Raw genomic sequence first — 25,148 nt, forward strand, 5'->3', positions numbered from 1 at the left:
CCGGGAGGAGATCCTCCCGGGGCCTTCCCCGTTGTCGCAAAGCCGCTGTGCGGGGCTGTGGGCGCCCCGCTGCGGGCTAGACGGCGGCCGGCGCGTCCGGGGCGTCGCTGGACTCGTGCTGGGCCGTCTCGGCGGCGTCTGCGTCGTCCGCGGCACCCTGCGTTCGCTGGCCGGGGATTCCCGACAGCCGGTTGTCCATCCGTGCGCGCCGCTCGTCGGCCTTGGCGCACAGCGCCATCGCGGCCTGGTTGAAGCGCACCGAGGACGGCGGGTCGGACGGGCCGAGCAGATGCTCCTTGAGCTCGGCCCGCTCGGCGGCGAGGGTGTCCTGCTCCGGGTCGCGTACGGCCTGAAGGAGCGCGGTCACGCCGTGTGCCTCGGGCGTGAGGATCGCCGCCGCCCGGACGGTGGGGAAGTTGGCCCGGAAGTCGTCCTCGTCCATCCCGGAGGTGTTGGCGACCGCGTACGGCTTCTCGCTGGTCAGGTAGTCGGAGACGACGCTGGAGACATCGCTGATCAGCACGTCGGCCTGGTTGAAGCAGCCGAAGATGCCGGGCTTGGCGGTCGTGATGATGAGGTGCTGCCACTTGGGGAAGGAGTTCCAGTACGCCTCCTCCCAGGCGTCGACGGCGGCCGACACGGCGGCCGCGCGGCCCTCCTCCGGGGTGCCCTGCAGCCGCATCCGCTCCAGCTCGTCCGCGCTCTTGCGGAAGCCGGAGGTGGTGAGCTGCTTGAGCTCCTCGGCGCGGCGGGCCAGCTCGGCGGCGTCCTCGGGGGTGGGCTGGGCGCCGCTGCGGCGGCCGTTGGCCTCCGTGATCATCGCCTGGATACGGGCGTTGGCGGCGCCCGCACGCGGGTCGACGGAGCCGGTCATCGGGTGCGGCTTGTACAGCAGCCGGACCTTCTCGTCGGCGAGCAGCTCCCGGACGATGTTCTCGCCCGCCAGGATCACCGAGGTGTTGCCCGGGTTGCCGTCCCAGCCCTCCCAGGTCGGGGCGTACAGCACGGTGGTGAAGCCGTGGGCCGGGGCACTGTCGTGCTGCTGGACCGGCCGGATCGGGGACAGCTGCGGGCGGCCGACCTCGACGACGTCCTTGTCCTCGACGCCGATGTCGGCGAGCTGGTAGCGGTCACGGGCCGCCGGGCCCGCCACCCATACCTCGTCGTAGGCCTTCGCGTACGGGTTGCAGGAGGACAGCTTGTCGCTCTCACCGTGGTTGATGAAGGCGTGCTTGATGGAGGGGATGCGCAGGATCTGCGAGGTCTTGCCGGAGTTCGCCGGGTGCAGCAGGACCTTGAGCGCGGAGTGCTCCAGGCGCATCAGGTTGGCGACCTTGGGGATGCAGACGATCGGGATGTCCGTGGCCTCGATCTTCTGCACCATGAAGCGCTCACGGAGCACGATGATCGGGTTGCCGTCCAGGTCGGCGAGGGTGCTCAGCCACATGTTGGCCTGGTAGGCGGAGGAGGCGCCGCCGGAGAAGTACATGCCGACCGTGGGCCGGTAGTCGGCCAGCCAGCCGTCCAGCCACTCCAGGGCGCGCCGCTCGCTCATCACCCGCTTCTTGGGCAGCAGCCAGGTGCCCAGGTAGAGAGTGCCGCCGGCGGACAGGAGCAGGGAGACGGCCAGGCCGATGCCGCCCCAGTACGCGTCCGTGGTGATCGAGGTCAGCATCATGCCCGTCGTGGTGGGCACCGAGAAGCGCAGCAGCCGCCGGCCGGTCTGGCGGGAGAGGATGCGCGGCGGGGCATCGGACAGCCGCAGCGCGCCGGCGTCGATGTTCCGCGTCACGAACGGCAGGCTGCGGGTCCGCCGGACCAGCACCGCGACCGCCTGGCACACGAAGTGGGTGCCGTAGAAGAGCAGCAGTGTGATGGTGAGCGGCGCCTGCTCCTCGAGTGGGTTGATGCCGTCGATGTGCAGCAGGCCGACCAGTATCAGCATGTCGCGCAGCAGCTGGCGCACCGTGACGTCGAACCGGATCCGGCCGAGCACGGACAGCAGGCCGGGCTGCTTGTGCTGGAGGATCAGATCGAGTCCCAGGTTGACCACGGATGCGGCGATGAACAGCGGAATGACGGGCAGCAGCGCACCGATGAGCTGGGCGGTGAACGCGAGCATCATCGCGAAGAGGGCCGCGAGCTGTACGGCTCGGCGGGGGGCGATTCCGGCGGAAGGCACGGGGGAGGGCTCCTGGCAGCAATAAAGGTCAGGGGGAGGCCGAGGGGGGCGGCCGGGTCCCGCGCTGCGACGCCGCCTGAGCGGCGAAACGGGACCGGTGGACACCCGACCGTATGACCTTGTTGGCCTTGGTGACAATCTGCTGTGGCTCTCATCACCGCGAAAGCGGACCAATCGAACGCAACCTGTTGGCCGTCGCTGTCGTCTTAACAAATTCCTGGGAAGGCCGGACGTCCTCTGTATAGGGGAACGCTGTACAGGGGAGTGGGCGCGGGCGTCGGCGCGGCGAACCCCACTTTCCGCGAGGGCGTCCGTCAGGCGATATCCCGGCGCACCGGTGGCCGGTCCTGCCGTAGATTGCGCCCGTAGGGGCCGTACGGACGGATCGGGCACGGATCGTCCGAACGGCAGCGGATCGGCGAGCACAGGGGTAGCACAGGTGGCAGGCGCAGCAGGCGCGGGTAAGGACGGCGCGGCGGCCCGCGAGGCCTCCGCCGAGGGCGGCGGCGGTCGGCGGGAGGCCGTGGCGGACGCCCGCCGGATCGTGGTCAAGGTCGGCTCGTCCTCGCTGACCACGGCCGCCGGGGGACTGGACGCGGACCGTGTGGACGCGCTGGTGGACGCGCTGGCCAAGCACCAGGACAAGGAGATCGTGCTGGTCTCCTCCGGTGCCATCGCGGCCGGGCTCGCGCCCCTGGGGCTGGAGCGGCGCCCCCGTGACCTGGCCCGGCAGCAGGCCGCCGCCAGCGTCGGCCAGGGCCTGCTGGTCGCCCGCTACACCGCCTCCTTCGCGCGCTACGGCCGCCGGGTCGGCCAGGTCCTGCTGACCTCCGACGACACCAGCCGCCGCGCCCACTACCGCAACGCCTACCGCACCCTCGACCAGCTGCTGGCCATGGGCGCCGTACCGGTCGTCAACGAGAACGACACCGTCGCCACCGACGAGATCCGCTTCGGCGACAACGACCGGCTGGCCGCGCTCGTCGCCCACCTGGTCCGCGCCGACCTGCTGATCCTGCTCTCGGACGTGGACGGCCTCTACGACGGCGACCCTGCCACCCCGGGGACGTCCCGGATAGCGGAGGTCGCCGGCCCCAAGGACCTGGAGGGCATCTCCATCGGGAGCGCCGGCAAGGCCGGGGTCGGCACCGGTGGCATGGTCACCAAGGTCGAGGCGGCCCGGATCGCGGCCGCGGCCGGTATCCCCGTCGTCCTCACCTCCGCCGTGCACGCCTCCGACGCGCTGGCCGGCGGCCCGACCGGCACGCACTTCCTGCGCACCGGCCGGCGCTCCGCCGACCGGCTGCTGTGGCTCGCGCACGCCTCCACGCCGCGCGGTGCGCTCGTCCTGGACGACGGCGCGGTGCGGGCCGTCGTCGAACGGCACTCCTCGCTGCTGCCTGCCGGTATCGCCTCCGTCGAGGGTGAGTTCTCCGCCGGGGACCCGGTCGAGCTGCGGGACGGTCAGGGCCGCGCGGTGGCCCGCGGGCTCGTCAATTTCGATGCCCGGGAAATCCCACGTTTGATGGGTCGTTCGACCCGTGATCTCGCTCGCGAACTGGGCCCCGCCTACGAGCGGGAGGTCGTGCACCGTGACGACCTGGTGCTGCTCCACCACTGACGGCCTGCCGCGCCACTGACGGCCGTCACGAGCGGAAAACACGTCCGCCGGGCGGCGTGAAGTCCAGCCTTTCCACGGAGACCTTCGCGAAAACGGCCCCGCGAGGGCCCGCGGACTGGTCAACTTTGTTGCGGGGGCGCCGTAGGGGAGCGGCGCCCGCAGCGCGCAAGCGCACACGCCGAAGTACGACCGCACCAATCGGCTCCGCACCCCCGCGGGCGGAGCGATACGCATCACAGGAGGCCGCCGGTGAGACGAGGGCGCCCAGGGGCGGCTCTGCCCCGAGGGACGGCGGAGCGCACACTGACCAGCGTCCGGGCCGGTGAGGATGCCGGCCGCGCGGACGACGAGCGCACGGAGCGGAACGGGACGGCACCGCAGGCACTGAAGGGCGAACGCCGGGAGGTGTCGCGGCTGTGGCACATCACCCTGAGCGTCTCGGGGTCCGAGGCGCCCCTGAAGGAGGTCCGGCGCTCGCTCGAACAGCTCGCCCACGACCATCCCTTCCTGCTGACCAGCCGCTATGCCAACGACCATGCCGAGATCCGCTACTGGGAGGAGGCGCGGGACCTGCACGACGCCGCGGCGGTCGCGCTGCGGCTGTGGGGCGAGCACCGCTCGACGGCCAAGCTGCCGCCGTGGGAGATCGTCGGCCTGGAAGTCATCGACCGCGAGACCTATCACCAGCGCATCGCGGAAGGCTACGGCCCGCCACCGGCGTCACCGGTCGGCGTGCATCCGTACTAGGGCCTGGCCGGCCTGCCCTGTGGGCGCCGTCCACAGATCCGGCCCGCCGGTGTGACCGGCGTCCCGCACTGTGAAATCGGGCATGGCCGCGTCCCGCCGCCGAGCTAGGCTGCGGCCATGACCAGCAGCGCATCACACACCTCGCCCGTCCTGGAGACCGCCCGCCGCGCGAAGGAGGCGGCCGCCCTTCTGGCACCGCTGCCGCGCACGGCCCGCGACGGAGCGCTGCTCGCCATCGCCGACGCCCTGGTGGAGCGTGCGGACGCCATCGTCGCCGCCAACGCCGAGGACGTCGCCAAGGCGCGGGCCGCCGGCACCTCGGAGTCGATCGTGGACCGGCTCACCCTCACCCCCGAGCGGATCGCGGCGATCGCCGCGGACGTCCGCGAGGTCGTGGCGCTGCCCGACCCGGTGGGCGAGGTGGTGCGCGGCTCGACCCTGCCCAACGGTCTGGACCTGCGCCAGGTCCGCGTCCCGCTCGGCGTGATCGGGATCATCTACGAGGCCCGGCCCAATGTGACGGTGGACGCCGCGGCCCTGTGCCTGAAGTCCGGCAACGCCGTGCTGCTGCGCGGCTCGTCCTCCGCGTACGCCTCCAACACCGCGCTGGTCCAGGTGCTGCGGGACGCCGTCGAGGGCGCCGGGCTGCCCGCCGACGCGGTGCAGCTGGTGCCCGGCGAGAGCCGCGACTCGGTGCGCGAGCTGATGCGCGCCCGCGGCCTGGTGGACGTGCTGATCCCGCGCGGCGGAGCCGCCCTGATCCGTACAGTCGTCGAGGAGTCCACCGTCCCGGTGATCGAGACCGGCACCGGCAACTGCCATGTCTACGTCGACGAGGCCGCCGACATCGACATGGCCATCGACATCCTGATCAACTCCAAGGCGCAGCGGCCCAGCGTCTGCAACGCCGCCGAGACGGTGCTGGTGCACGCCGGGATCGCCGAGAAGTTCCTGCCGCGCGCCCTGGAGGCGCTGACCAAGGCCGGCGTGATCGTGCACGGCGACGCCGCCTGGCAGCAGGCCGGCCCCGGGCTGGTCGCCCCCGCCACCGACGAGGACTGGGCGGCGGAGTACCTCTCGTACGACATCGCGGCCGCTGTGGTGCCCGACCTGGACGCGGCGGTGGCGCACATCCGGCGCTGGACCTCCGGCCACACCGAGGCCATCGTCACCACCTCGCAGGCCGCGGCCCGCCGGTTCACCCAGTTGGTGGATTCCACCACCGTCGCGGTCAATGCCTCCACCCGCTTCACCGACGGCGGCCAGTTCGGCTTCGGCGCGGAGATCGGCATCTCCACTCAGAAGCTGCACGCCCGCGGCCCCATGGGGCTGCCGGAACTCACGTCCACCAAGTACATCCTCACCGGCGACGGACACACCCGCTAGCACGGTACGTCGTGGTGGACCGGGGCAGGAGCCGTTGTGGGCTGCGGTTGGGGGTTCTCTCTGACCGGATCCCTGCCCAAAACGAGCGGCCGGGGCTAACCTGGACGGGTGCCGGACGACGTGGGGGGCAAGCCGTTCCCGGACGGCGAAGAGCCCGACGAGCACCACCACGGGAGCCACGGAAGAGCGGACGAAGAATTCGCTGCCGTGGTCTTCGACGAGGAATTCGTCCGGGCCGCACGGATCCATGAGCCCTCGGCGGTCGAGCGGATGCTGGCCGCCGCCGAGGCCCGCGCCGAGGCGGAGGCGGCCCGCACGGGCCCCGGCTTCGGCCCCGAGGAGCGTGACGGGGTCGCACGGCACGCCGATGACTACGACCCGTACGGCGACTACGGGGAATTCGGCGAGCACGGCCCGTACGGCCCGTACGGCGGGTCGCTGCGGCCCTATCGCGGCGGGCCCCGCTGGCACCGCCCGATGGCCTGGGTGCTGGCCGTCGTGATGGGCATAGGCCTGGTCGCGCTGGCCTTCAGCGCGGTCTATCGCGGGGCCTCCGGCAAGAACCAGAGCCCGGCGCCGCGGCCCGCCTCCAGCGAGCCGTCCTCCAGCGACCCCAAGGGCGTGCGTACGCTGCGGCCCGGTCTGCTGCCCTCGGCGTCGGCCGAGTCCGCCCCGCCGTCGGCCTCCGCGGCGCCCCGGGCGCACTGACCGCGTGGGCGGCGTGGACGGCGCGCGGAAGGCGGCCGGTGGGCGCCGCGCGCCGGTGGGCGAAACGCAGCGGTGGGCGAAACGCAGCGGTCCGGCGAAGTTGGCGTCCGCCCCGGCGTTTACCTTCGCCTTGGCGGACCTACCCTAGTTGTATGACCGGGCCTGGTGACCCTCCCGAAGGGACGCCCAACGGCGCCCCGGGAGGCGGTGAGGACGAATACCGATCCGTTGTCTTCGACGAATCGTTCGTGCGCGCAGCACGGCTGCAGGAATACTCCGCCGACGAGCGGCTCGGCGACCATCATTCGCCCGCCGTCAAACCCCGCCACCGCTGGCTGCTGCGTGCCGTAGGCAGCTCCCGGCAGGCGATTTTGCTGGTTCTGCTGATCGTGCTCGCCTTCGGCACCGCCGTCTACATGGGCGTCCGCCACCCCTACCGGACCCCCGACGCGGTCCGGGTGCAGTCGCTGCGCTCCGCGGTCGTACCGCTCGCTCCGGTTGGCGCCGTGCCGGGCGCGACGCCCAAGGATCTCTTCGCGCACAGCCAGGCTAAGGATTTCAAGGTCGGCGCCGCGGGCATCAATCTGCCCTCCGTTGCCCGCACCGAGCACTTCTCCGACGGCCAGATCGTCTCCGCCCTGTCCATCGCGAAGGACTACCTCGTCCGCTCCTCGGTGGACCCGGCCACCCTCACCGGCGGATCCGTACGGCCGGTGCGGCTGCTGCTCGACACCGGCCAACTCGACCAGTTCGATCGGAGCATGGCGCATCCCGACGACAACGGCCGCTATGCGGCGACCGGCTGGCTGGTCCGCTTCGACCCCGGGCAGACCCAGCTCGCCGACCGGAACGTACGGGTCAACGGCACGCTCTCGGCAACGGAGCTGAGCTCGGAGGCGCTCGACGTCACCGCCGACTACACCTTCGTCTACGCCGTACGGCCCACCGACCGGGCGCAGCGGAACGGCCCCGCCGACCATGGCGTGGGCAAGGTCACGCCGGGCGCTGCCTCGCTGTTCACCGTCCGGCGCGAGGTGCACTTCCGCATCGACCGGGACGAGCTGGCCGACCACCGCCTGGAAGTGCTGCAGAGCAGCCTTCAGGCGGGGCCGCTGGCCTGCTCCTCGAAGCCGGCCGACACCCTGCGCCCGCTGCTTGCCGGGCAGCATGCGGGGGACGACCGGCCGACGAGCACCGACCCCTACGCCAGGGGCCGGGCCAATCCGTCGCTCTGCGGTGAACTGGCGCCTAGTGCCCAGCCGAATCCGAGCCGTCCGATCCGTTAGCGCCCGAGCCGTTGGAGCCGCCGTCCGGCCGCGAGCCGCCACGGAAGACCGTGTCGCGCAGCTTGCCGCCCAAGTCGCCCGCGCCGCCGGCGATGTCGCGCACCAGGCCCATCAGCGGGTCCTTGCTGTTGCGCACCGAGTCGGCGTAGTGGGCCGCGGAGTCCCGGAAGGAGTCGGACACCGAGGCGTCCTTGTCCTCGTCCCGGCGCGGGTAGTGGCCGTCCATGATCCGCTGGTAGTCGCGGCTGGCCGCCCACTTCTTCAGCTCGGCCGCCCGCACGGTGGTGAACGGGTGGCTGCGCGGCAGCAGGTTGAGGATCTTGAGCACGGAGTCGCGCAGATCGCCGCCCGTCTCGTACTCCTCCGCCTGCTTGAGGAAGGCGTCCACATTCATCTCGTGCAGATGATTGCCGCCGGCCAGCTTCATCAGGCCGCGCATCGAGGCCTGCAGATCCTGCCCGACCAGCAGTCCGGCGCGGTCCGCCGAGAGCTCCGACTTGCGGAACCACTCGCGCAGTGCCGTCACGATCGCCATGACCGCGACGCTGCCCAGCGGGATCCAGGAAACCTTCACCGCCACATTCGTCAGGAACAGCAGAATCGTGCGGTACACGGCATGCCCGGACAGGGCGTGCCCGACCTCGTGGCCGATGACGGCCCGCATCTCCTCCTCGTCCAGGAGCTCGACCAGGCCGGTCGTCAGCACGATGATCGGCTCGTCCAGGCCGATGCACATGGCATTGGGCTGCGGGTCCTGATTGACGTACATCGGCGGGACCTTCTCCAGGTCCAGGATGTAGCAGGCATCGCGCAGCATGTCGTTCAGGTGCGAGAACTGCTGGTCGCCGACCCGGACCGAGTCCGACAGGAACATCAGCCGCAGGCTGCGCTCCGGCAGCAGGCCGCTGAGCGTCTTGAAGATGGTGTCGAATCCGCTCAGCTTGCGCAGCGCCACCAGCGCCGAGCGGTCCGCGGGATGTTCGTACGACCGGGACGAGATTCCGGGGAACCGCCTGCGGTCCCGGCTGGGTACGTTCTCGCTGCCGCCTGGGCTCTCCGTCATTGGGGCCTCCCCCTGTTCGACTGCGTGTGTTTCAGACTAGAGGACGCCGCTGACAGCCGATTGGATGCTCGGGCGTACGCTGGCGATTGCATCAATGCCCGCACACGCTTGTACAAAGGGAGCGCATCGTCATGCTGCATTCGAGCATGCTGCTCGCCGCCGTCCAGGAGACCTCCAGGGCCGACGGCCCCGGCTGGATCCTGCGCGCTGTGATCATCGGCGGCGTCCTGGGCGCGGTGTTCCTCGCGTGGTTCCTGCTGCGCGGGTACGGCAACCAGGACTGACGCCGCCTGCCCCCGCAGGTGTCCTCGGGCGGCCGAGTGTGGAGTCGCCGTGAGGCCGCGGTGAGCTGACGCTTACGATGTGGCGGACGTTACTGCCCGACCCCAGCCCGGATTGGTCCTGACGACGATGAGCCTGCACACCACCGCACAGTCCCTGGTCTCCCTCGCCGCCGAGCCCGGACACGAGGGTGGCCACGCCAGCCTCAGCCCCTTCCTGACCGGCGGCGGCGCCCTTTTTATCCTGCTTCTCCTGCTGTGGATCACCACCCGCTTCAACCGCGACCGCTGAGCCCCGGCACCGGGCCCCCGCCATCGCGCGGCGCCCAGTAGGGTCTGCACGCATGGGAGAGCACACAGGGCCCGTGAAGCGGCGACTCGGAGTGATGGGCGGGACGTTCGACCCGATCCATCACGGACACCTTGTCGCCGCCAGCGAGGTGGCCAGCCAGTTCCACCTCGACGAGGTCGTCTTCGTGCCCACGGGGCAGCCGTGGCAGAAGAGCCACAAGTCGGTCTCCCCGGCCGAGGACCGGTATCTGATGACGGTCATCGCGACCGCGTCGAACCCGCAGTTCTCCGTCAGCCGCATCGACATCGACCGCGGCGGCAAGACGTACACGATAGACACGCTGCGTGATCTGCGCGCCGAGCACCGGGACGCGGATCTGTTCTTCATCACCGGCGCCGACGCGCTCAGCCAGATCCTGACCTGGCACGATGCAGCGGAACTGGTCTCGCTCGCGCACTTCATCGGGGTGACCAGGCCCGGCCATGACCTCGCGGACCCGGGGCTGCCCGAGGGGGCGGTGTCGCTGATCGAGGTGCCCGCGCTGGCCATCTCCTCGACCGATTGCCGGGCGCGCGTCGCCCAGGGGGACCCGGTCTGGTACCTGGTCCCCGACGGAGTGGTGCGCTACATCGACAAAAAGCAGCTGTACCGCAGCGACCGCTGACGCACCTGAGGGAAGGGGCACCGGTGAGCGACCGACATGATCCGTACGGGCCGCAGGACCCGTATGCCCAGGACCCGTACGCCCAGGAGCGGCAGGGTCAGCCGGGCTACACCTACGACGCCTACGGCCGGCCGGTGTACCACGACGCCTCCCAGGGGCCGTACGAGCAGTCGTACGACCAGTACGGGCAGCCGATAGCACCCACCGCCGGCTCGTACGACGGCTATGACGGCTACGACCAGTACGGCGGGCAGCAGGGCCAGCAGGGCCAGCAGGGCCAGCAAGGCCAGCAAGGCCAGCAGGGCTACCAGCAGCATCAGGCGCAGCAGGAGTACGGCTACGACGCCTACGGCCGCCGGCAGGTCCAGCAGCAGGACTATGCGCAGCAGTACGACCCGTACGCGCAGCCCCAGCAGCAACAGCAGGTGCAGCAGCAGGGCCGGCCGGACTGGATTCCGCAGCAGGCGCCGCAGCCGCCGTACGACCAGGCCCCTTACGAACAGGCCCCGCAGGAGCGGTCCCCCTACGGCGAACAGCCCCAGGCCGCACCGCCCGCGGAACCGGCCCCGGCGGCCCCCTCGGGAAAGCCCGGCTCTTCCGGGGCGTCCGCCGCCCCCGAAGGCGGCTACCAAACCGAGCAGTTCTCGTTCATCGAGGAGCCGGACGAGGACTCCGAAGACGTCATCGACTGGCTGAAGTTCACCGAGAGCCGCACCGAGCGGCGCGAGGAGGCCAAGCGGCGCGGCCGCAGCCGCATCGTCGCCCTGTCCGTCGTGCTCGTCCTTCTGGTGGCCGGCGGCGTCGGCTATCTGTGGTGGGCGGGCAAGCTGCCGGGGCTGGCCGGGGCGGGCACCGGCCAGGCCGCCACCGCCGGCGGGCAGAAGCGGGACGTCCTGGTGGTCCACCTGCGGGACACCAAGAGCGGCAACAGCTCGACGGCGCTCCTGGTGGACAACGAGACCACCCACAAGGGCACCACCGTCCTCCTGCCCAACAACCTCGTCATCGCCAAGGACGACGGGACCTCCACCACGCTCGCCAAATCCGTCAAGCAGGACGGCGCCGACGCCACCCAGGACTCCCTCAACACCCTCCTGGGCACCGATGTGAAGGCCAGCTGGCGGCTGGACACGCCGTATCTGGAGAACCTCGTCGAGACGGTCGGCGGCATCACCCTGGACACCGACGCCGCCGTGCCCGGCGCCAAGAAGGGCGACTCCCCGGTGGTCAAGCAGGGCCGCGCCCAGGACCTCAACGGGCAGGCGGCCATCGCGTACGCCACCTACCAGGGGCCCGGCGAGACCCAGACCAAGCAGCTGCAGCGGTTCGGCCAGGTCATGCAGGCCACCTTGAAGAAGGTCTCCAGCGACGCGGACGGCGCCACCGCCACCGTCAAGACGCTGCTGCAGGTCCTCGACCCGCCGCTGACCGAGGCCGAGCTGGGCAGCTCGCTGGCGCAGCGGGCGGAGCTGGCGAAGACCGGCGCCTACCGCACCACCCTGCTGCCGGTGCAGGCGAACGGCACGCTCAGCGAGAGCACCTCGAACGCCGTGGTCAAGGACGTGCTCGGCGGCACGGTCAAGAAGACCGCCCCCGATGTCGTCGCCCGCGTCGCGGTCCGCAACGCCAGCGGTGCCAAGGGTGCCACCGGAAAGGCGCAGGTCGCGTTGCTCAACGGCGGCTACACCTTCGTCGACGACGGCAGCGACACGGTGGCCAGGGCCACGTCCCAGGTGACGTACGCGGACGCCGGAAGCAAGGCGAAGGCCACGGAGGTCGCCAAGACGCTGGGGCTGCCGGCCGGCGCCGTCAAGCAGGGCAAGGGCGCCTCGAACGCCGACATCACCGTGGTGCTGGGCCGGGACTTCAAGGGCTGACCAGCGGGTTCGGGGCGGCCGAACGGGGGGTTCGAAAAGCTTTCCGGGAGTGTCGGTGGTCCGTGAGACCCTTGAGGGGTACTCGACCGCCGATCCGGCCGCCCCGGCCGGCGAGGCAGCCCCCGACCGGAAAGCCGCTTGTGACCGCCACGGACCGCTCCATCGAGCTCATCAACGCCGCTGCTCAGGCAGCTGCCGACAAGCTCGCGCACGACATCATCGCGTACGACGTCAGTGACGTCCTCTCGATCACCGACGCCTTCCTGCTGGCGTCGGCGCCCAGCGACCGCCAGGTCAAGTCGATCGTCGACGAGATCGAGGAGCGGCTGAACAAGGACCTCGGCGCCAAGCCGGTGCGCCGTGAGGGCGACCGCGAGGCCCGCTGGGTGCTCCTCGACTACGTCGACATCGTGGTGCACGTCCAGCACAGCGAAGAGCGTGTCTTCTACGCGCTCGAGCGCCTGTGGAAGGACTGCCCCGAGATCGACCTCCCCGAGGAGGCCAAGGCCACCCGCGGCAAGGCCGCGGCCCACGCCGAGGCCACGGCGGGCGTACAGGACGGAGAGCTGCACTGAACGGCGCGAAAACCGACCGCGGCCGCCGCGTCGTCCTGTGGCGCCACGGCCAGACGGCCTGGAACCTCGAGCGTCGCTTCCAGGGCTCGACGGACATCGAGTTGACCGAGGCCGGCATCGGTCAGGCGCGCCGCGCGGCCCGGCTGCTCGCCGCCCTCAGGCCGGACGCGATCATCGCCTCCGACCTGCAGCGCGCCGCCAAGACGGCGTCGGAGCTGGCCGCCCTGACCCGGCTGGACGTGACGCACGACGCGGCCCTGCGGGAGACCTACGCGGGCTCCTGGCAGGGGCTCACGCACAACGAGATCCTCGCGCGGTACGGCGAGCAGTACACCGCCTGGAAGCGCGGCGAGCCGGTGCGCCGCGGCGGCGGCGAACTGGAGACCGAGGTCGCCGACCGCGCCGCTCCGGTGGTGCTCAACCATGCCGACAAGCTTCCCGAGGGCGGCACCCTGGTCGTCGTCAGCCACGGCGGCACCATCCGCACCACCATCGGCCGGCTCCTCGGCCTGGACGCCCACCACTGGGAGGGTCTGGGCGGCCTGTCGAACTGCTGCTGGTCCGTCCTGGGCGAGGGCGCCCGCGGCTGGCGCCTGCTGGAGCACAACGCCGGCACGCTCCCCGAGCCGGTCCTCGGCGACGACGACTGACCCCCGCCGGGCGGTCCAGGGGACCGGATTTCACATCTGGGCAGGTCGCAGGCTAAAGTTCTTCTTGTTCGCGGCGCCGCCGGGGGAAACCCGGGGGAGCGGAACAAGACCCGGGGCTATAGCTCAGTTGGTAGAGCGCCTGCATGGCATGCAGGAGGTCAGGAGTTCAATTCTCCTTAGCTCCACAGCCCGGATGATCCCGTCTCCTCTTCGAGGAGGCGGGATCTCTGCGTTATCGGGCCACGGTTTGTGCGTTGCCCTCGCGCTCCCACCTCCGTTCCAGTTCCGCGCCGGCCTCGGAGGCGGGCCGCAGGTGCTGCGGGCACCCGATCAGCGGGTCATGGAGGCCGCGCAGCACCGCCGTCCGCTCGCGGCTCTGTTCATCGGCGGGCGTGTAGACGACGATTCGGGTCTCCGGGACACCGCCCACCGCCAGCGAGGTGGAGAGCAGCCGTATCTCGCCGACGGAGGCGTGCTGAACGACCTTCATGCGGTTCCCCGGCGGCGAGACGTCCCCCGCCTCCCACAGGCGCGTGAACTCGGTACTGGCCCCCGACAGCCGGCCGATCAGCGTCTCCCACGCGGGCTCGCCCACATGCCGGCCGTACGCCCCGCGCAACTGCGCCACCAGGGCGGGGAACTCCTCGTCGCGGTTGAGGATCGTGCAGCAGCACGACGGCATCGTGAACAGCTGCCACAGCACATTGCGGGCCGGGCCGCGCGCCAACGCCATGGTGGGAAAGACCCCCTGATAGGCCGTATTGGAGGCCAGCACGTCGTAGCGGGCGTTGTAGACCACGGCGGGCAGCGGCACCAGGGCCTCCATGATGCCGCGCACCTCCGGGCCGACCGTCTCGGCGTCGCCCTCGCGGGCGTGGACGTACGGCACCTCCGCCAGGTGGTAGAGATGCTCGCGCTCGGCGTCCTCCAGCCGCAGGGTGCGCGCCACGGCGTCCAGCACCTGGCCGCTGGCGTTGATCGGGCGGCCCTGCTCGAGCCAGGTGTACCAGGTCACGCCGACGCCGGAGAGCTGCGCGACCTCCTCGCGGCGCAGGCCCGGGGTACGGCGGCGCAGCCCCGGTGGCATGCCGACGTCCTCCGGGGTCACCCGGGCGCGGCGGCCGCGCAGAAAGGCCGCGAGCTCCGGGCGCCGCCGCTGGTCCGGCCGCCGGGCCGAGGTCGTCATGCTGCTCACACCCCCATCGTCAGGGCAGGCACCCGGTCCTGCCAGGTGCTGCCGGTACCAGCATCGGCGGGCTCTCGTTACCGGTACCCGTCCGCCGTCAGGCTCCTCGGTATGGCAGACAACCTTTCCTCCGCGGCGCCGCCGACGCCGGTCATCGCTTCGTCAACTCCACCGCCCATTAAAGGCGGTGGCACTGACAACGGTCCGGGGAGCGGGTCCCGGCGGCTGCTGGCCGTGGTCCTGACCGGGCAGTTCATGGCCCTGCTGGACGCCTTCATCGTCAATGTCGCCGCCCCCTCGATCGGCGCGGATCTGCGGGCCTCGGGCGCCGGTCTCCAGTTGGTCATCGCCGGCTACACCATCGCGTACGCGGCCCTGCTGATCACCGGCGCGCGGCTGGGCGAACTGCTCGGCCCGCGACGGACGTTCCTGGCCGGCCTCGCCGTGTTCACCGCTGCCTCGCTGGCCTGCGGACTGGCCGGGAGCACCGGCCAGTTGATCGCCTTCCGGGTCGTCCAGGGGGCGGGGGCGGCGGTGATGATTCCGCAGGTGCTGGGGCTCATCCAGCGGACGTACACGGGCGGGGCGCGGACGCGGGCCCTCGGTGCGTACACCGCGGTGATGGCCGTTGGCGCGGCCGGCGGCCAGATCGCGGGCGGGGTGCTGGTCACCGCGGACCTCTTCGGCGCGGGCTGGCGGCCGGTGTTCCTGGTCAATGTGCCCATCGGTGCCCTTCTGTTGGCGGCCGGGCCACGGCTGATCCCCAGGGACCGTCCGGCCGCGTCGGCCCGTGGGCTGGACCTGCCGGGGCTGGTGCTGCTGGCGGGCGCGCTGACGCTGGTCACGGTGCCGCTGGTGCTCGGCCAGGAGGCGGGTTGGCCGCTGTGGTCGTGGTGGTCGCTCGGTGCCGGGGCGGCGCTGCTGGTGGCGTTCGCGGTGCACGAGTCGGGGCGGGCGCGGCGCGGCGGCGCGCCGTTGATCGCGCCACGGGTGGTACGTGCCCCGGGGATGCCGCGGGCGGTGGTGCGGATCGCCGTGGTGATGGCCGTCAACGCGGGCTATATGTTCGCGCTGACGCTGTATTTCCAGAACGCGCTCCACTACAGCGCGCTGCGGACCGGCCTGTCCTTCGTGCCGACCGCGCTCGCCTACGGGGCGGTGGGACTGTGGTGGCAGCGGCTGCCCCGGTGGCTGCACCCGGTGCTGGTCCCGGGCGGGTTCGCGGTGCTGTGTGCCGCGCTGGTCGGCGTCGGGCTGGCGCTCAAGGACGGCGGGGACGGCGGGGCCTGGGCATTCGCCGCTTATGTCGCGGTCGGTGCCGGGTTCGGGTTCGCCCACAGCCCCAATCTCTCCGGCGCGCTGGCGACCGTACGCAAGGAGCACGCGGCGGATGCGAGCGGCCTGGTGGTGACCGTCAACCAGGTCGGGCTGCTGATGGGGACATCGCTTTTCGGGACGCTCTTCCTGAATCGGCTGGGTGCGGCGGAGGCGGGCGCGGTGCCGCGGGCACTGTGGGTGACGGTGCTCGCCCTGGTGTGCACGGTGGCGGCCGGGGGGCTCGCCGGGGTGGCGCAAAGGCGGACCTGACCCGGTCGGCGGTCCGTGGCAGAATCGGACGGCGCCCAGGGGAGGAGTGATCGCGATGCCGCCGAGCATCCTTGAGGAGGTCAATGACCTGCTCGAATTGGCTGAGGCGCAGGGATACGACTGGCTGCCGGAATACGCACTTCGCTTCACCTGCCCGGTCGACGGCCTCCGGTCCGCCTGCCGCGGCGGCGATGCTTCCGCATTGATGTGTCCCTCGTGCGGCTCCTCCCATGTCGCCCAGGTGCTGGGTGACAACGGCGGCATTTCCTTCGTCTGTACGGCCTGCGGCCACAGTTGGAGCTGAACTGATGGGCGCTCACAGCAGGAAATGCGATTGGTGCGGCAGTGGTACGCCCATCGTCCGGGACATGGAGCCGGTCAACTCCGACTACCAGTACTGGTGCGAGGAATGCGCCCGCGCCCTGGTCATAAAGGGCGACCCGATCGAGACCTACCGCGAACTCGACGGGGAGCCGATCTACGGCCGGCTGCTGGACGAGCACTGCACGCTGAAACGCTTCTACTCGTTCGCCACGGCCTGATCGCGCCGTCCCGCCGGGATTTCCCGTCGGATTCCGCCGATTCCCCTGGATTCCGTCGGATTCCATCGGGTTCCGGTGGAGCGGAACTCCCGGGGATCTGCGGGACGTTGTAGGACGTTGTGGGACCAAGAGGGGGCCAAGAGCTGGACCGGGCGGGAAGGAAAGCCCGAGCGGAGCACACGACGGAACGCCGCGGTCCGGTTCACGCACCCCCACCATCAGCCACGCGCAGGTCGCGGTCGCGGCGCTCACCGAGCCGCCACAGCCGGGCGGCGGTCAGCGCGAGCAGCGCCAGACCGGCGAGCGGATAGACGTCCGAGAGCAGCATCTGTACGCCGTTCTGGTGCAGTTCCTGGTGGTGGTGCCAGCGGTGCGGCACCCACCACAGCGCGAACGAGCAGAACAGCAGGCCCATCACCGAGGCCGCCGTCCACCAGCGGCGGGCGGCACGGCCGCTGCGGTGCAGCGCCTCGGAGCCGAGCAGGATCAGCAGCGGTACGCCCCACACCCAATGGTGCGACCAGGAGATCGGGCTGACCAGCAGGGCGGTCGCGGCGCAGGCGACGGCCGCCCAGGCGCGCTGTCCGCGCAGCAGCGACCCGGCCGCCAACGCCAGCCCGAGCACGGCGGTGAGCCCGGCCACCACGACCCAGGCGGCGCCCGGGTCGTGGGTGTGCAGCAGCCGGGCGAGGGCGCCGCGCAGGGACTGGTTCGCGGTGATCTCCACCTCGCCGACCCGGTCCGCGGCAAAGATGATCTCGGTCCAGAAGCGGTGGGAGTCGCGCGGCAGCACGAGCGCCCCGAGGAGGGCGGTGACGAGGAAGGTGACGGTGGCGACGGCGGCCTGCCGCAGCCAGGGGTTCCAGGCGCCGCGCACGCCCGCGCCGGAGCGCAGCAGCTGAGCGGCGCGGACGGCTCCGGCGAGCGCGAGGAAGACGGCGAACAGCGCCGGGGTGAGTTTGATGCCGGCCGCGATGCCGATGCCGATGCCCGCCCAGCGGTTGGTGTCCTTGCGGGTGAGGTCCCACAGCACCAGCGCGGCGAGGAGGAGGTTTATCTGCCCGTACCGCAGGGTCGTCCAGACCGGCTCCACCCACACCAGCAGCGCGGAGACCGCCAGCGTCGCCGCGGGCGCGGGGAGCCGTCGCGGCCGGCCGGCCAGCCGTAGGGAGAGATGCACGACACAGACGAACAGCGCGAGGTTGCCGGCGGTCGCCAGGGTGCGCATCGCCGGGACGCCGACGAGCGTGAGCGGGGTGAAGAGCAGCGCGGCGAAGGGCGGATAGGTGTTGGGGAGGTGGGCCGAGGTCGCCACCATGTCGTAGAGGTCCGCGCCGTTGCGGGCGGTCCAGCCCTCGGCGCGGTAGACCATGAGGTCGATCATGGTCACGTGCACGAGCCGCTGCACGATCCAGAAGGCGGTGAAGGAGACGGTGCAGGCCAGAGCCGCCATCAGGGTCGGGTGCCGGTGGAGGAGCCCCCGGACGGGGGCGGAGCCGTGGGGATCGGCCGACTGTTCCAGCTCCAGCGCGGTCACGGCGTACGGCTCCCCAGGACGAATCGGGCACGGATCACTGACAGTATCGCGGCGTCCGGCCCCGGGGCCCTGGCAGAACGATTTGGCGGAAGCCCGGGAGAGCCGTGTAATGTAGGCGATGCCGCAGCGGGGAACCGGGCGGAAACACAGCAAGGGGCTATAGCTCAGTTGGTAGAGCGCCTGCATGGCATGCAGGAGGTCAGGAGTTCAATTCTCCTTAGCTCCACAGAAAACAGAGCGGGTCGTCCGTATCGGGCGGCCCGCTTTGTTGTGCGTTGTCGGACGGCGCCGCTCCGTATCTGCGGAGTTTCTCCCGAGTTGCCCTGATGTTCCGTCAACCGGTTGTCCGATATGGCGAGTTGAGTGTCCTCTCCAGGGTCATCCCTGTTCAATCCTTGCCATTCCTTGGTCTCATCTTGGTGATCGCATGCCCCTGACATGAACAGTTCACCGAGAGAGTGGCGCATCGCGTGAGCGTCCTGACCCACGCAATCACCGCTCGTGCGGCGACGCGCACCGGCGCACCGGCGCAGCGCGTCCCCACGCAGCGCACCGCATCGCCACAGCAGGGGGTTACATGAGATCAAGCCGCACCAGAACGCCGCGCGCCCGTACCGGTCTGGCCTGGGCGGCGGCGCTGCCGCTGGTCGCCGGTACGCTCGCGCTCGGCGCACCCGCGGCCGACGCCGCGGGTCACGACGGCGGCCGGCACGCGCTGCAGGGCACCAAGCCGCTGTGGGCCACCAGCAAGACCGACCGGGGCGCCACCTCCGGCTCCACCGGCATCACCGCCCGCGTCTACCTGGCCGGCCGCGATGCCAAGGGCCTGGCGAGCTACGCCAAAGCGGTGTCCGACCCGCACTCCGCCGCGTACGGGAAATATCTGAGCCCCTCCCAGGTGCGTGCCCGCTACGGCGCCACGCGCGACCAGATAGCCAAGGTGACCGACTGGCTGAAGAAGTCCGGCCTGAAGGTCACCGGAACCACCAACCGCTATGTGACGGTCCAGGGCGACGCGGCCGCCGCCGAGCGCGCCTTCGCCACCGACCTGCACAACTACCTCAAGAGCGGCCACACTTACCACGCGCCGTCGGCCATCGCTTCCGCGCCCGCCTCGCTGGCCGACGCGGTCCTCACGGTCACCGGCCTGGACAACGCGCCGCGGCTCGCCAAGCACCACTCCACCGAACTGCCGCCGCCGTCCCCGGTCTTCCGTAACTCCGGCCCGTTCTCCTCGTACTACGGCTCGAAGACGGACAAGAGCCTGCCGTCGGCATACGGGAGCAAGGCGTCGTACGCGATCAAGGGCTACACCGGCAAGGAGCTGCGCGCCGCCTACGGGGCGAAGAAGTGGACCGGCAAGGGCGTCACCGTCGCGATCACCGACGCCTTCGCCTCGCCGACCATCGCCCGGGACGCGGGCAAGTACGCCGCCCGCAACGGCGACCAGCCCTACCGTCGCGGCCAGCTCTCCCAGGTGCTGCCCAAGGACTACTCGCACATCGAGGACTGCGGCGCGGCCGGCTGGTACGGCGAGGAGACCCTCGACGTCGAGGCCGTCCATGCGGTCGCCCCCGACTCCGACATCGTCTACGTCGGCGGCGCCTCCTGCCAGGACGACGATCTGCTCGACTCGCTCAGCAAGGTCGTCGATGGCCACCTCGCCGACATCGTCTCCAACTCCTGGGGCGACATCGAGGCCAACGAGACCCCGGACGTCGCCGCCGCCTACGACCAGATCTTCCAGCAGGGCGCCGTACAGGGCATCGGCTTCTACTTCTCCTCCGGCGACAACGGTGACGAGGTCGCCAACACCGGCCTCAAGCAGGTGGACACCCCGGCGAACTCCGCGTGGGTGACCGCGGTCGGCGGCACCTCGCTGGCCGTCGGCAAGCGCGGCACATACCAGTGGGAGACCGGCTGGGGCACCCTCAAGGCGCCGCTCGCCAAGGACGGCAGCAGCTGGACCGGCTTCCCCGGCACCTTCAACGGCGGCGCGGGCGGCGGTGTCAGCAAGACCGTTGAGCAGCCCTTCTACCAGCGCGGAGTGGTCCCGGACGGGCTCTCCACCATCGCCCTCAAGGGCAAGATGCGCACCGTTCCGGACATCGCGGCGGTCGCCGACCCCAACACCGGATTCCTGGTCGGCCAGACCCAGACGCTGCCGGGCGGCAAGCTCGGCTACGACGAGTACCGCATCGGCGGCACCTCGCTGGCGGCGCCGGTGATCGCGGGCGTCCAGGCGCTGGCACAGCAGGCCCGGCACGGCGTCGCCATCGGCTTCGCCAACCCCGGCATCTACCAGCGCTACGGCACCGCCGCGTACCACGACGTGACCGACCACCCGCTGGGCGCCGGCCGTGACCTCGCGGTCGTCCGGGTCGACTACGTCAACACCACCGACGACAGCAAGGGCACCATCACCTCGCTGCGCAGCCTGGGCAAGGACAGCTCGCTCAAGGCGACCGTCGGCTACGACGACGTCACCGGCGTCGGCACGCCGGGTGCCGGATATGTGAGCTCCTACCGCCCCTGAGAAGGGGACGCACGGGGGCGGGGCCCGCGCAGAGGGGAATCCTCCGCGCGGGCCCTGTGCGCCCTGCGGTACCCTGACGCCATGCGTGCCGTACGCCTTCTGCTTAGCGGGCCGCGCTGATCAGTACCGACCGGGCCAACCGCTGCGGCCGCCCGGGTCGGCATCGGCGCGGCGTCCCCTCCTGTGCGAGGGGCATTTTTGTTTCCGCAGAAACCGTGTCCGCAGCCGCCGCAGGCAGAGACGAATGATGGAGCTTTGAGGACGATGAGCGAGACGACGACCTCCCCCGCTGCCCATGGCGCGGGCGGTACCCCCACCGAGGTGGCGGCGCCGCACCGCTATACGGCCGCGCTGGCCGCCGGCATCGAGGCACGCTGGCAGGAGTTCTGGGAGGAGAACGGGACCTACGAGGCCCCGAACCCGACCGGTGACCTGGCCGGCGACGCCGAGGTGGTGGCTCGCCCCAAGAAGTTCATCATGGACATGTTCCCGTACCCCTCGGGCGCGGGCCTGCACGTCGGCCACCCGCTGGGCTTCATCGCCACCGACGTCTACGCCCGCCACCAGCGCATGACGGGCCACAACGTTCTGCACACCCTGGGCTTCGACGCCTTCGGCCTGCCCGCCGAGCAGTACGCCGTACAGACCGGCACCCACCCGCGGGTCTCCACCGAGGCCAACATCATCAACATGCGGCGCCAGCTGCGCCGGCTGGGCCTGGGACACGACCAGCGCCGCTCGATCGAGACGATCGACCCGGCGTACTACAAGTGGACCCAGTGGATCTTCCTGCAGATCTTCAACTCCTGGTACGACCCGGAGGCGGACGCGGCGCGCCCCGTCGACACGCTGGTCGCCCAGTTCGAGTCCGGCGCCCGCCCCACGCCCGACGGCCGCGCCTGGAGCGACCTGAGCGCCGGCGAGCGCGCCAACATCCTGGGCGAGTACCGCCTGGCGTACGCCTCGGATGCGCCGGTCAACTGGTGCCCCGGCCTGGGTACGGTGCTGGCCAACGAGGAGGTCACCGCCGACGGCCGCTCCGAGCGCGGGAACTACCCGGTCTTCAAGGCCAAGCTGCGCCAGTGGAACATGCGCATCACCGCCTACGCCGACCGCCTGCTGAACGACCTGGACGCGCTGGACTGGCCGGAGGCCATCAAGCTGCAGCAGCGCAACTGGATCGGCCGCTCCGAGGGCGCCCGGGTCGACTTCCCGGTGGGCGACTCCGACAAGATCACCGTCTTCACCACCCGCCAGGACACCCTGTTCGGAGCCACCTACATGGTGCTGGCCCCCGAGCACCCGCTGATCGCCGGCCCGGAGAACGGCAACGGCACCGGCTCCATCGTCCCGGGCGCCTGGCCCGAAGGCACCCACGACGTGTGGACCGGCGGGTACGCCACCCCGGCCGAGGCCGTCGCCGCGTACCGCAAGCAGGCCGCGTCCAAGTCGGACGTCGAGCGGCAGGCCGAGGCCAAGGACAAGACCGGCGTCTTCACCGGCGTCTACGCCACCAACCCGGTCAGCGGCGAGCAGGTCCCGGTCTTCATCGCCGACTACGTCCTGATGGGCTACGGCACCGGCGCGATCATGGCCGTCCCGGCGCACGACACCCGTGACTTCGCCTTCGCCCGCGCCTTCGAGCTGCCGATGCGCTGCGTCGTCGAGCCCTCCGACGGCCGCGGCACCGACCCCGCTGCCTGGGACGACGCCTTCGCCTCGTACGACGCCAAGATCGTCAACTCGTCCGACGGCACGATCTCGCTGGACGGCCTGGGCGTCGCGGAAGCCAAGGCGAAGATCACCGAATGGCTGGCCGACCAGGGCATCGGCGAGGGCACCGTCAACTTCCGGCTGCGCGACTGGCTGTTCAGCCGGCAGCGCTACTGGGGCGAGCCGTTCCCGATCGTCTACGACGAGGACGGCGTGGCGCACGCACTGCCCGAGTCGATGCTGCCGCTGGAGCTGCCCGAGGTCGAGGACTACTCGCCGCGCACCTTCGACGCGGACGACGCCGACACCCAGCCCGAGACCCCGCTGTCCCGCAACGAGGACTGGGTCAACGTCGAACTGGACCTGGGCGACGGCAAGGGCGTACGGCGCTTCCGCCGCGAGACCAACACCATGCCCAACTGGGCGGGTTCGTGCTGGTACGAGCTGCGCTACCTGGACCCGAACAACGACGAGGCGCTGGTCGACCCGGCCGTCGAGCAGTACTGGATGGGTCCGCGCGAGGGCCAGCCGCACGGCGGTGTCGACCTGTACGTGGGCGGCGCCGAGCACGCCGTACTGCACCTGCTGTACGCCCGTTTCTGGTCCAAGGTGCTGCACGACCTGGGACACGTCTCGTCCGCCGAGCCGTTCCACAAGCTGTACAACCAGGGCATGATCCAGGCCTACGTCTACCGGGACGCCCGCGGCATCGCCGTCCCGGCGACGGAGGTCGAGGAGCACGAGGGCGGCGTCTTCTACTACGAGGGCGGCAAGGTCTCCCGGCTGCTGGGCAAGATGGGCAAGTCCCTGAAGAACGCCGTCACCCCGGATGAGATCTGCGCCGAGTACGGCGCGGACACCCTGCGGCTGTACGAGATGGCGATGGGCCCGCTGGACGTGTCCCGCCCCTGGGACACCCGCGCGGTCGTCGGCCAGTACCGCCTGCTGCAGCGCCTGTGGCGCAACGTCGTGGACGAGGCGACCGGCGAGGTCACCGTTGTCGACACCGAGCCCGACGAGGCCACCCTGCGGGCCCTGCACAAGGCGATCGACGGCGTCACCCAGGACATGGCGAACCTGCGCTTCAACACCGCCATCGCCAAGGTGACCGAGCTGAACAACCACCTGACCAAGACGGGTGGCCCCCTCTCGCGCACGGTCGCGGAGCGGCTGGTGCTGCTGATCGCGCCGCTGGCCCCGCACATCGCCGAGGAGCTGTGGCGCAAGCTGGGCCGCACCGACAGCGTCGTGCACGCCGACTTCCCGGTGGCCGACCCCGCGTACGTCGTGGACGAGACCGTGACCTGCGTCGTTCAGGTCAAGGGCAAGGTCAAGGCCCGGCTGGAGGTCGCCCCGACGATCTCCGACGCCGACCTGGAGACGGCCGCGCTGGCCGACCCGGGCGTCGTCGCGGCGCTGGGCGGCGCGGGCATCCGGAAGGTCATCGTCCGGGCGCCGAAGCTGGTGAACATCGTCCCCGCGTAGTCGGCCGGCGACCGCTGCGATGACCGTTCCGGGCGCGGCATAGGGGGTTTCCCCTACGGGCAGGTTGGGGGTTCCTTTGGAACCCCTGGCCTGCCCGAGCCGTTTACCGTGGAGGTACAGGGCGCGGGGGACGACCGGCGCCGAGACCGCTGGGGAGAGCTCATGGAAGTAGCTGCCGCCGTCTTTGCGCTCCTCTTCGTGCTGTTCGTGGCCGCCGGGGTGATCGTCACGGTCAAGGCGGTCAAGGCGGCCAAGCGCGGGGTGGACCGTACGGTCGCGCAGGCCCGGCGCACGGTGGAGGACACCAGCCTGCGGGCCCGACAGCTCGCCCAGCCGGGCGTGGTCGGTGAGCTGGCCCAGCTGCGGCTGGCGCTGCGCACCTCCATGCGCGCCACTCAGGAGGTGCTGCGCACCGGCTCGCCCGACGACGCCTCCCTCAGCGAGTCGATAGGCCTCTTCGAGCGCCTCAGCGCCCATGGCCATGAGCTGGACGACGAGCTCAAACGCCTGGAACGCGAGCCCGACCGGGCCACCATCGCGGCCCGTCTGCCGGACCTGCGCGAACGCATGCAGCAGATCACCCACTCCGCGGAGTCCCTGCGCTGGGCGGCCCGCGACCGGGCCCGGAAGTTCGCGGATGATGATCTGGCGGCGCTGAGCGACCAGATCGATGTCGAGGCGGGGGCGCTGCGGCACTGGACGCGGGAGCCGATGGGGGAGCCGTCGCACGGGGCGGCCGAGGAGCCCGTCGGGGAGCCGGTGGCGAAGGCGGGCACGGCCGGGCGTCCGCACTCCCGGGGGACGACCGCTGAGGAGGCTCCGGCGATCACGGCCCGGGATCCGCACAGCCGGCCGGTCTATTCGTGGGAGAAGGCCGAGAAGGCCCGGGAAGCCTGAGAAAGCCGGGAAGCCTGAGAAAGCCGGGAAGGCTGAGAAGGCCTGGGAAGGCGTCACGGGCGGAGGGCGTGCCGCGGGCGGAGAGCGGGGCATGGACACGGACGGTGGTGCGGCACGGGCCGATGGGGCACCGCAGCCGGACGGGTCATCGGGGCTGGGCGGGCCCTTGCAGCTGGACGGGGTGCCCCGGCCGGATGGGGTATCGCGGCGGGAGGGCACGTCGACTTGACCGTGTAACACGTACTGGGGAGGGGTGGGGGCGGGGCGGGGGAAGAGGAACCGTTAGCGTTGCTGACGCCGGGCGGAGGGCTCTTGGCAGAGCCTTGGTGAAAC

At 71.1% G+C, this 25,148-nt stretch carries 21 protein-coding genes and 2 tRNA genes; 19 read left to right on the forward strand and 4 right to left on the reverse strand.

Annotated features, from left to right (window positions below):
- Nucleotides 1–76: 76 nt before the first annotated feature.
- Nucleotides 77–2,182: a hypothetical protein gene (locus ACZ4S3_RS19235; RefSeq protein WP_467935433.1), complete on the reverse strand. Its 2,106-nt coding sequence runs from the start codon at nucleotides 2,180–2,182 to the stop codon at nucleotides 77–79.
- A 523-nt stretch (nucleotides 2,183–2,705) separates the two neighbouring features.
- On the opposite strand from ACZ4S3_RS19235, the gene proB reads away from it, so the two are divergent.
- From proB to ACZ4S3_RS19260, 5 genes are all read left to right on the forward strand, one after another.
- On the forward strand, nucleotides 2,706–3,803 hold the full coding sequence (gene proB, locus ACZ4S3_RS19240) for a glutamate 5-kinase (RefSeq protein ID WP_467935620.1): 1,098 nt from the start codon (nucleotides 2,706–2,708) through the stop codon (nucleotides 3,801–3,803).
- A 249-nt stretch (nucleotides 3,804–4,052) separates the two neighbouring features.
- Nucleotides 4,053–4,550, forward strand: coding sequence for a hypothetical protein (locus tag ACZ4S3_RS19245; protein ID WP_467935436.1), 498 nt, complete (start codon nucleotides 4,053–4,055; stop codon nucleotides 4,548–4,550).
- Between the two features lie 117 nt (nucleotides 4,551–4,667).
- Entirely contained in the window at nucleotides 4,668–5,936 is a 1,269-nt protein-coding gene (locus ACZ4S3_RS19250) for a glutamate-5-semialdehyde dehydrogenase (RefSeq protein ID WP_467935440.1), read from the forward strand.
- 108 nt (nucleotides 5,937–6,044) lie between these two features.
- Nucleotides 6,045–6,644, forward strand: a complete 600-nt coding sequence (locus ACZ4S3_RS19255; protein ID WP_467935444.1) for an SCO2584 family spore wall biosynthesis protein — start codon at nucleotides 6,045–6,047, stop codon at nucleotides 6,642–6,644.
- A gap of 152 nt (nucleotides 6,645–6,796) precedes the next feature.
- Nucleotides 6,797–7,930: an SCO2583 family membrane protein gene (locus tag ACZ4S3_RS19260; protein ID WP_467935448.1), complete on the forward strand. Its 1,134-nt coding sequence runs from the start codon at nucleotides 6,797–6,799 to the stop codon at nucleotides 7,928–7,930.
- On the opposite strand, the gene ACZ4S3_RS19265 is transcribed toward ACZ4S3_RS19260, so the two are convergent.
- Nucleotides 7,893–8,993: a M48 family metallopeptidase gene (locus tag ACZ4S3_RS19265; protein WP_467935453.1), complete on the reverse strand. Its 1,101-nt coding sequence runs from the start codon at nucleotides 8,991–8,993 to the stop codon at nucleotides 7,893–7,895. The two genes, ACZ4S3_RS19260 and ACZ4S3_RS19265, sit on opposite strands and share 38 nt — an antisense overlap.
- Before the next feature lie 131 nt (nucleotides 8,994–9,124).
- Between ACZ4S3_RS19265 and ACZ4S3_RS19270 the strand changes: the two genes are divergently transcribed.
- The 7 genes from ACZ4S3_RS19270 to ACZ4S3_RS19300 all read left to right on the forward strand — a co-directional run bounded on the left by ACZ4S3_RS19270 (nucleotide 9,125) and on the right by ACZ4S3_RS19300 (nucleotide 13,517).
- The gene (locus tag ACZ4S3_RS19270) at nucleotides 9,125–9,277 is read left to right on the forward strand and encodes a hypothetical protein (protein WP_467935457.1); all 153 of its coding nucleotides are present in this window, start codon (nucleotides 9,125–9,127) and stop codon (nucleotides 9,275–9,277) included.
- Nucleotides 9,278–9,404: 127 nt separating this feature from the next.
- Nucleotides 9,405–9,566 carry a hypothetical protein gene (locus tag ACZ4S3_RS19275; RefSeq protein ID WP_362708628.1) on the forward strand — a complete coding sequence of 54 codons (162 nt, stop codon included), beginning with the start codon at nucleotides 9,405–9,407 and terminating at the stop codon, nucleotides 9,564–9,566.
- A gap of 52 nt (nucleotides 9,567–9,618) precedes the next feature.
- Nucleotides 9,619–10,230 carry a nicotinate-nucleotide adenylyltransferase gene (gene nadD, locus ACZ4S3_RS19280; RefSeq protein WP_467935463.1) on the forward strand — a complete coding sequence of 204 codons (612 nt, stop codon included), beginning with the start codon at nucleotides 9,619–9,621 and terminating at the stop codon, nucleotides 10,228–10,230.
- 23 nt (nucleotides 10,231–10,253) lie between these two features.
- Nucleotides 10,254–12,107 carry an LCP family protein gene (locus ACZ4S3_RS19285; protein WP_467935467.1) on the forward strand — a complete coding sequence of 618 codons (1,854 nt, stop codon included), beginning with the start codon at nucleotides 10,254–10,256 and terminating at the stop codon, nucleotides 12,105–12,107.
- 140 nt (nucleotides 12,108–12,247) lie between these two features.
- The gene (gene rsfS, locus ACZ4S3_RS19290) at nucleotides 12,248–12,682 is read left to right on the forward strand and encodes a ribosome silencing factor (protein WP_403506585.1); all 435 of its coding nucleotides are present in this window, start codon (nucleotides 12,248–12,250) and stop codon (nucleotides 12,680–12,682) included.
- On the forward strand, nucleotides 12,679–13,332 hold the full coding sequence (locus ACZ4S3_RS19295; protein ID WP_467935624.1) for a histidine phosphatase family protein: 654 nt from the start codon (nucleotides 12,679–12,681) through the stop codon (nucleotides 13,330–13,332). Before rsfS ends, ACZ4S3_RS19295 begins: the two co-directional genes overlap by 4 nt.
- A 112-nt stretch (nucleotides 13,333–13,444) precedes the next feature.
- Nucleotides 13,445–13,517, forward strand: a tRNA-Ala gene (locus ACZ4S3_RS19300).
- Between the two features lie 47 nt (nucleotides 13,518–13,564).
- Here ACZ4S3_RS19300 and ACZ4S3_RS19305 read toward each other — a convergent pair.
- On the reverse strand, nucleotides 13,565–14,518 hold the full coding sequence (locus ACZ4S3_RS19305; RefSeq protein WP_467935628.1) for a helix-turn-helix transcriptional regulator: 954 nt from the start codon (nucleotides 14,516–14,518) through the stop codon (nucleotides 13,565–13,567).
- A 111-nt stretch (nucleotides 14,519–14,629) separates the two neighbouring features.
- On the opposite strand from ACZ4S3_RS19305, the gene ACZ4S3_RS19310 reads away from it, so the two are divergent.
- The 3 genes from ACZ4S3_RS19310 to ACZ4S3_RS19320 are packed head-to-tail and all read left to right on the forward strand — an operon-like array spanning nucleotide 14,630 to nucleotide 16,647.
- Entirely contained in the window at nucleotides 14,630–16,105 is a 1,476-nt protein-coding gene (locus tag ACZ4S3_RS19310; RefSeq protein WP_467935474.1) for an MFS transporter, read from the forward strand.
- 55 nt (nucleotides 16,106–16,160) lie between these two features.
- Nucleotides 16,161–16,409, forward strand: a complete 249-nt coding sequence (locus ACZ4S3_RS19315) for a hypothetical protein (protein WP_467935478.1) — start codon at nucleotides 16,161–16,163, stop codon at nucleotides 16,407–16,409.
- A gap of 4 nt (nucleotides 16,410–16,413) precedes the next feature.
- Nucleotides 16,414–16,647 carry a hypothetical protein gene (locus tag ACZ4S3_RS19320; protein ID WP_360122434.1) on the forward strand — a complete coding sequence of 78 codons (234 nt, stop codon included), beginning with the start codon at nucleotides 16,414–16,416 and terminating at the stop codon, nucleotides 16,645–16,647.
- 202 nt (nucleotides 16,648–16,849) lie between these two features.
- Here the strand turns inward: ACZ4S3_RS19320 and ACZ4S3_RS19325 are convergent, their stop codons facing one another.
- Nucleotides 16,850–18,184, reverse strand: a complete 1,335-nt coding sequence (locus ACZ4S3_RS19325; RefSeq protein ID WP_467935484.1) for a glycosyltransferase 87 family protein — start codon at nucleotides 18,182–18,184, stop codon at nucleotides 16,850–16,852.
- A gap of 153 nt (nucleotides 18,185–18,337) precedes the next feature.
- Here ACZ4S3_RS19325 and ACZ4S3_RS19330 point away from each other — a divergent pair.
- From ACZ4S3_RS19330 to ACZ4S3_RS19345, 4 genes are all read left to right on the forward strand, one after another.
- A tRNA-Ala gene (locus ACZ4S3_RS19330) sits at nucleotides 18,338–18,410 on the forward strand.
- 351 nt (nucleotides 18,411–18,761) lie between these two features.
- Nucleotides 18,762–20,720: a S53 family peptidase gene (locus ACZ4S3_RS19335; RefSeq protein WP_467935488.1), complete on the forward strand. Its 1,959-nt coding sequence runs from the start codon at nucleotides 18,762–18,764 to the stop codon at nucleotides 20,718–20,720.
- A 264-nt stretch (nucleotides 20,721–20,984) separates the two neighbouring features.
- Entirely contained in the window at nucleotides 20,985–23,918 is a 2,934-nt protein-coding gene (locus ACZ4S3_RS19340; RefSeq protein WP_467935492.1) for a leucine--tRNA ligase, read from the forward strand.
- Between the two features lie 162 nt (nucleotides 23,919–24,080).
- Nucleotides 24,081–24,815 (forward strand): hypothetical protein, encoded by a 735-nt coding sequence (locus ACZ4S3_RS19345; RefSeq protein WP_467935496.1) that lies wholly within the window; start codon nucleotides 24,081–24,083, stop codon nucleotides 24,813–24,815.
- Nucleotides 24,816–25,148 lie beyond the last annotated feature (333 nt).

Source organism: Streptomyces sp. NPDC028368 (genome assembly GCF_055565615.1).

Coding starts and splice junctions, on each gene's coding strand:
- ACZ4S3_RS19250 (WP_467935440.1), top strand. CDS start 4,668: ATGACCAGCAGCGCATCACACACCTCGCCCGTCCTGGAGACCGCCCGC.
- ACZ4S3_RS19260 (WP_467935448.1), top strand. CDS start 6,797: ATGACCGGGCCTGGTGACCCTCCCGAAGGGACGCCCAACGGCGCCCCG.
- ACZ4S3_RS19265 (WP_467935453.1), bottom strand. CDS start 8,993: ATGACGGAGAGCCCAGGCGGCAGCGAGAACGTACCCAGCCGGGACCGC.
- ACZ4S3_RS19270 (WP_467935457.1), top strand. CDS start 9,125: ATGCTGCATTCGAGCATGCTGCTCGCCGCCGTCCAGGAGACCTCCAGG.
- ACZ4S3_RS19275 (WP_362708628.1), top strand. CDS start 9,405: ATGAGCCTGCACACCACCGCACAGTCCCTGGTCTCCCTCGCCGCCGAG.
- nadD (WP_467935463.1), top strand. CDS start 9,619: ATGGGAGAGCACACAGGGCCCGTGAAGCGGCGACTCGGAGTGATGGGC.
- ACZ4S3_RS19305 (WP_467935628.1), bottom strand. CDS start 14,518: ATGACGACCTCGGCCCGGCGGCCGGACCAGCGGCGGCGCCCGGAGCTC.
- ACZ4S3_RS19310 (WP_467935474.1), top strand. CDS start 14,630: ATGGCAGACAACCTTTCCTCCGCGGCGCCGCCGACGCCGGTCATCGCT.
- ACZ4S3_RS19315 (WP_467935478.1), top strand. CDS start 16,161: ATGCCGCCGAGCATCCTTGAGGAGGTCAATGACCTGCTCGAATTGGCT.
- ACZ4S3_RS19320 (WP_360122434.1), top strand. CDS start 16,414: ATGGGCGCTCACAGCAGGAAATGCGATTGGTGCGGCAGTGGTACGCCC.
- ACZ4S3_RS19335 (WP_467935488.1), top strand. CDS start 18,762: ATGAGATCAAGCCGCACCAGAACGCCGCGCGCCCGTACCGGTCTGGCC.
- ACZ4S3_RS19340 (WP_467935492.1), top strand. CDS start 20,985: ATGAGCGAGACGACGACCTCCCCCGCTGCCCATGGCGCGGGCGGTACC.
- ACZ4S3_RS19345 (WP_467935496.1), top strand. CDS start 24,081: ATGGAAGTAGCTGCCGCCGTCTTTGCGCTCCTCTTCGTGCTGTTCGTG.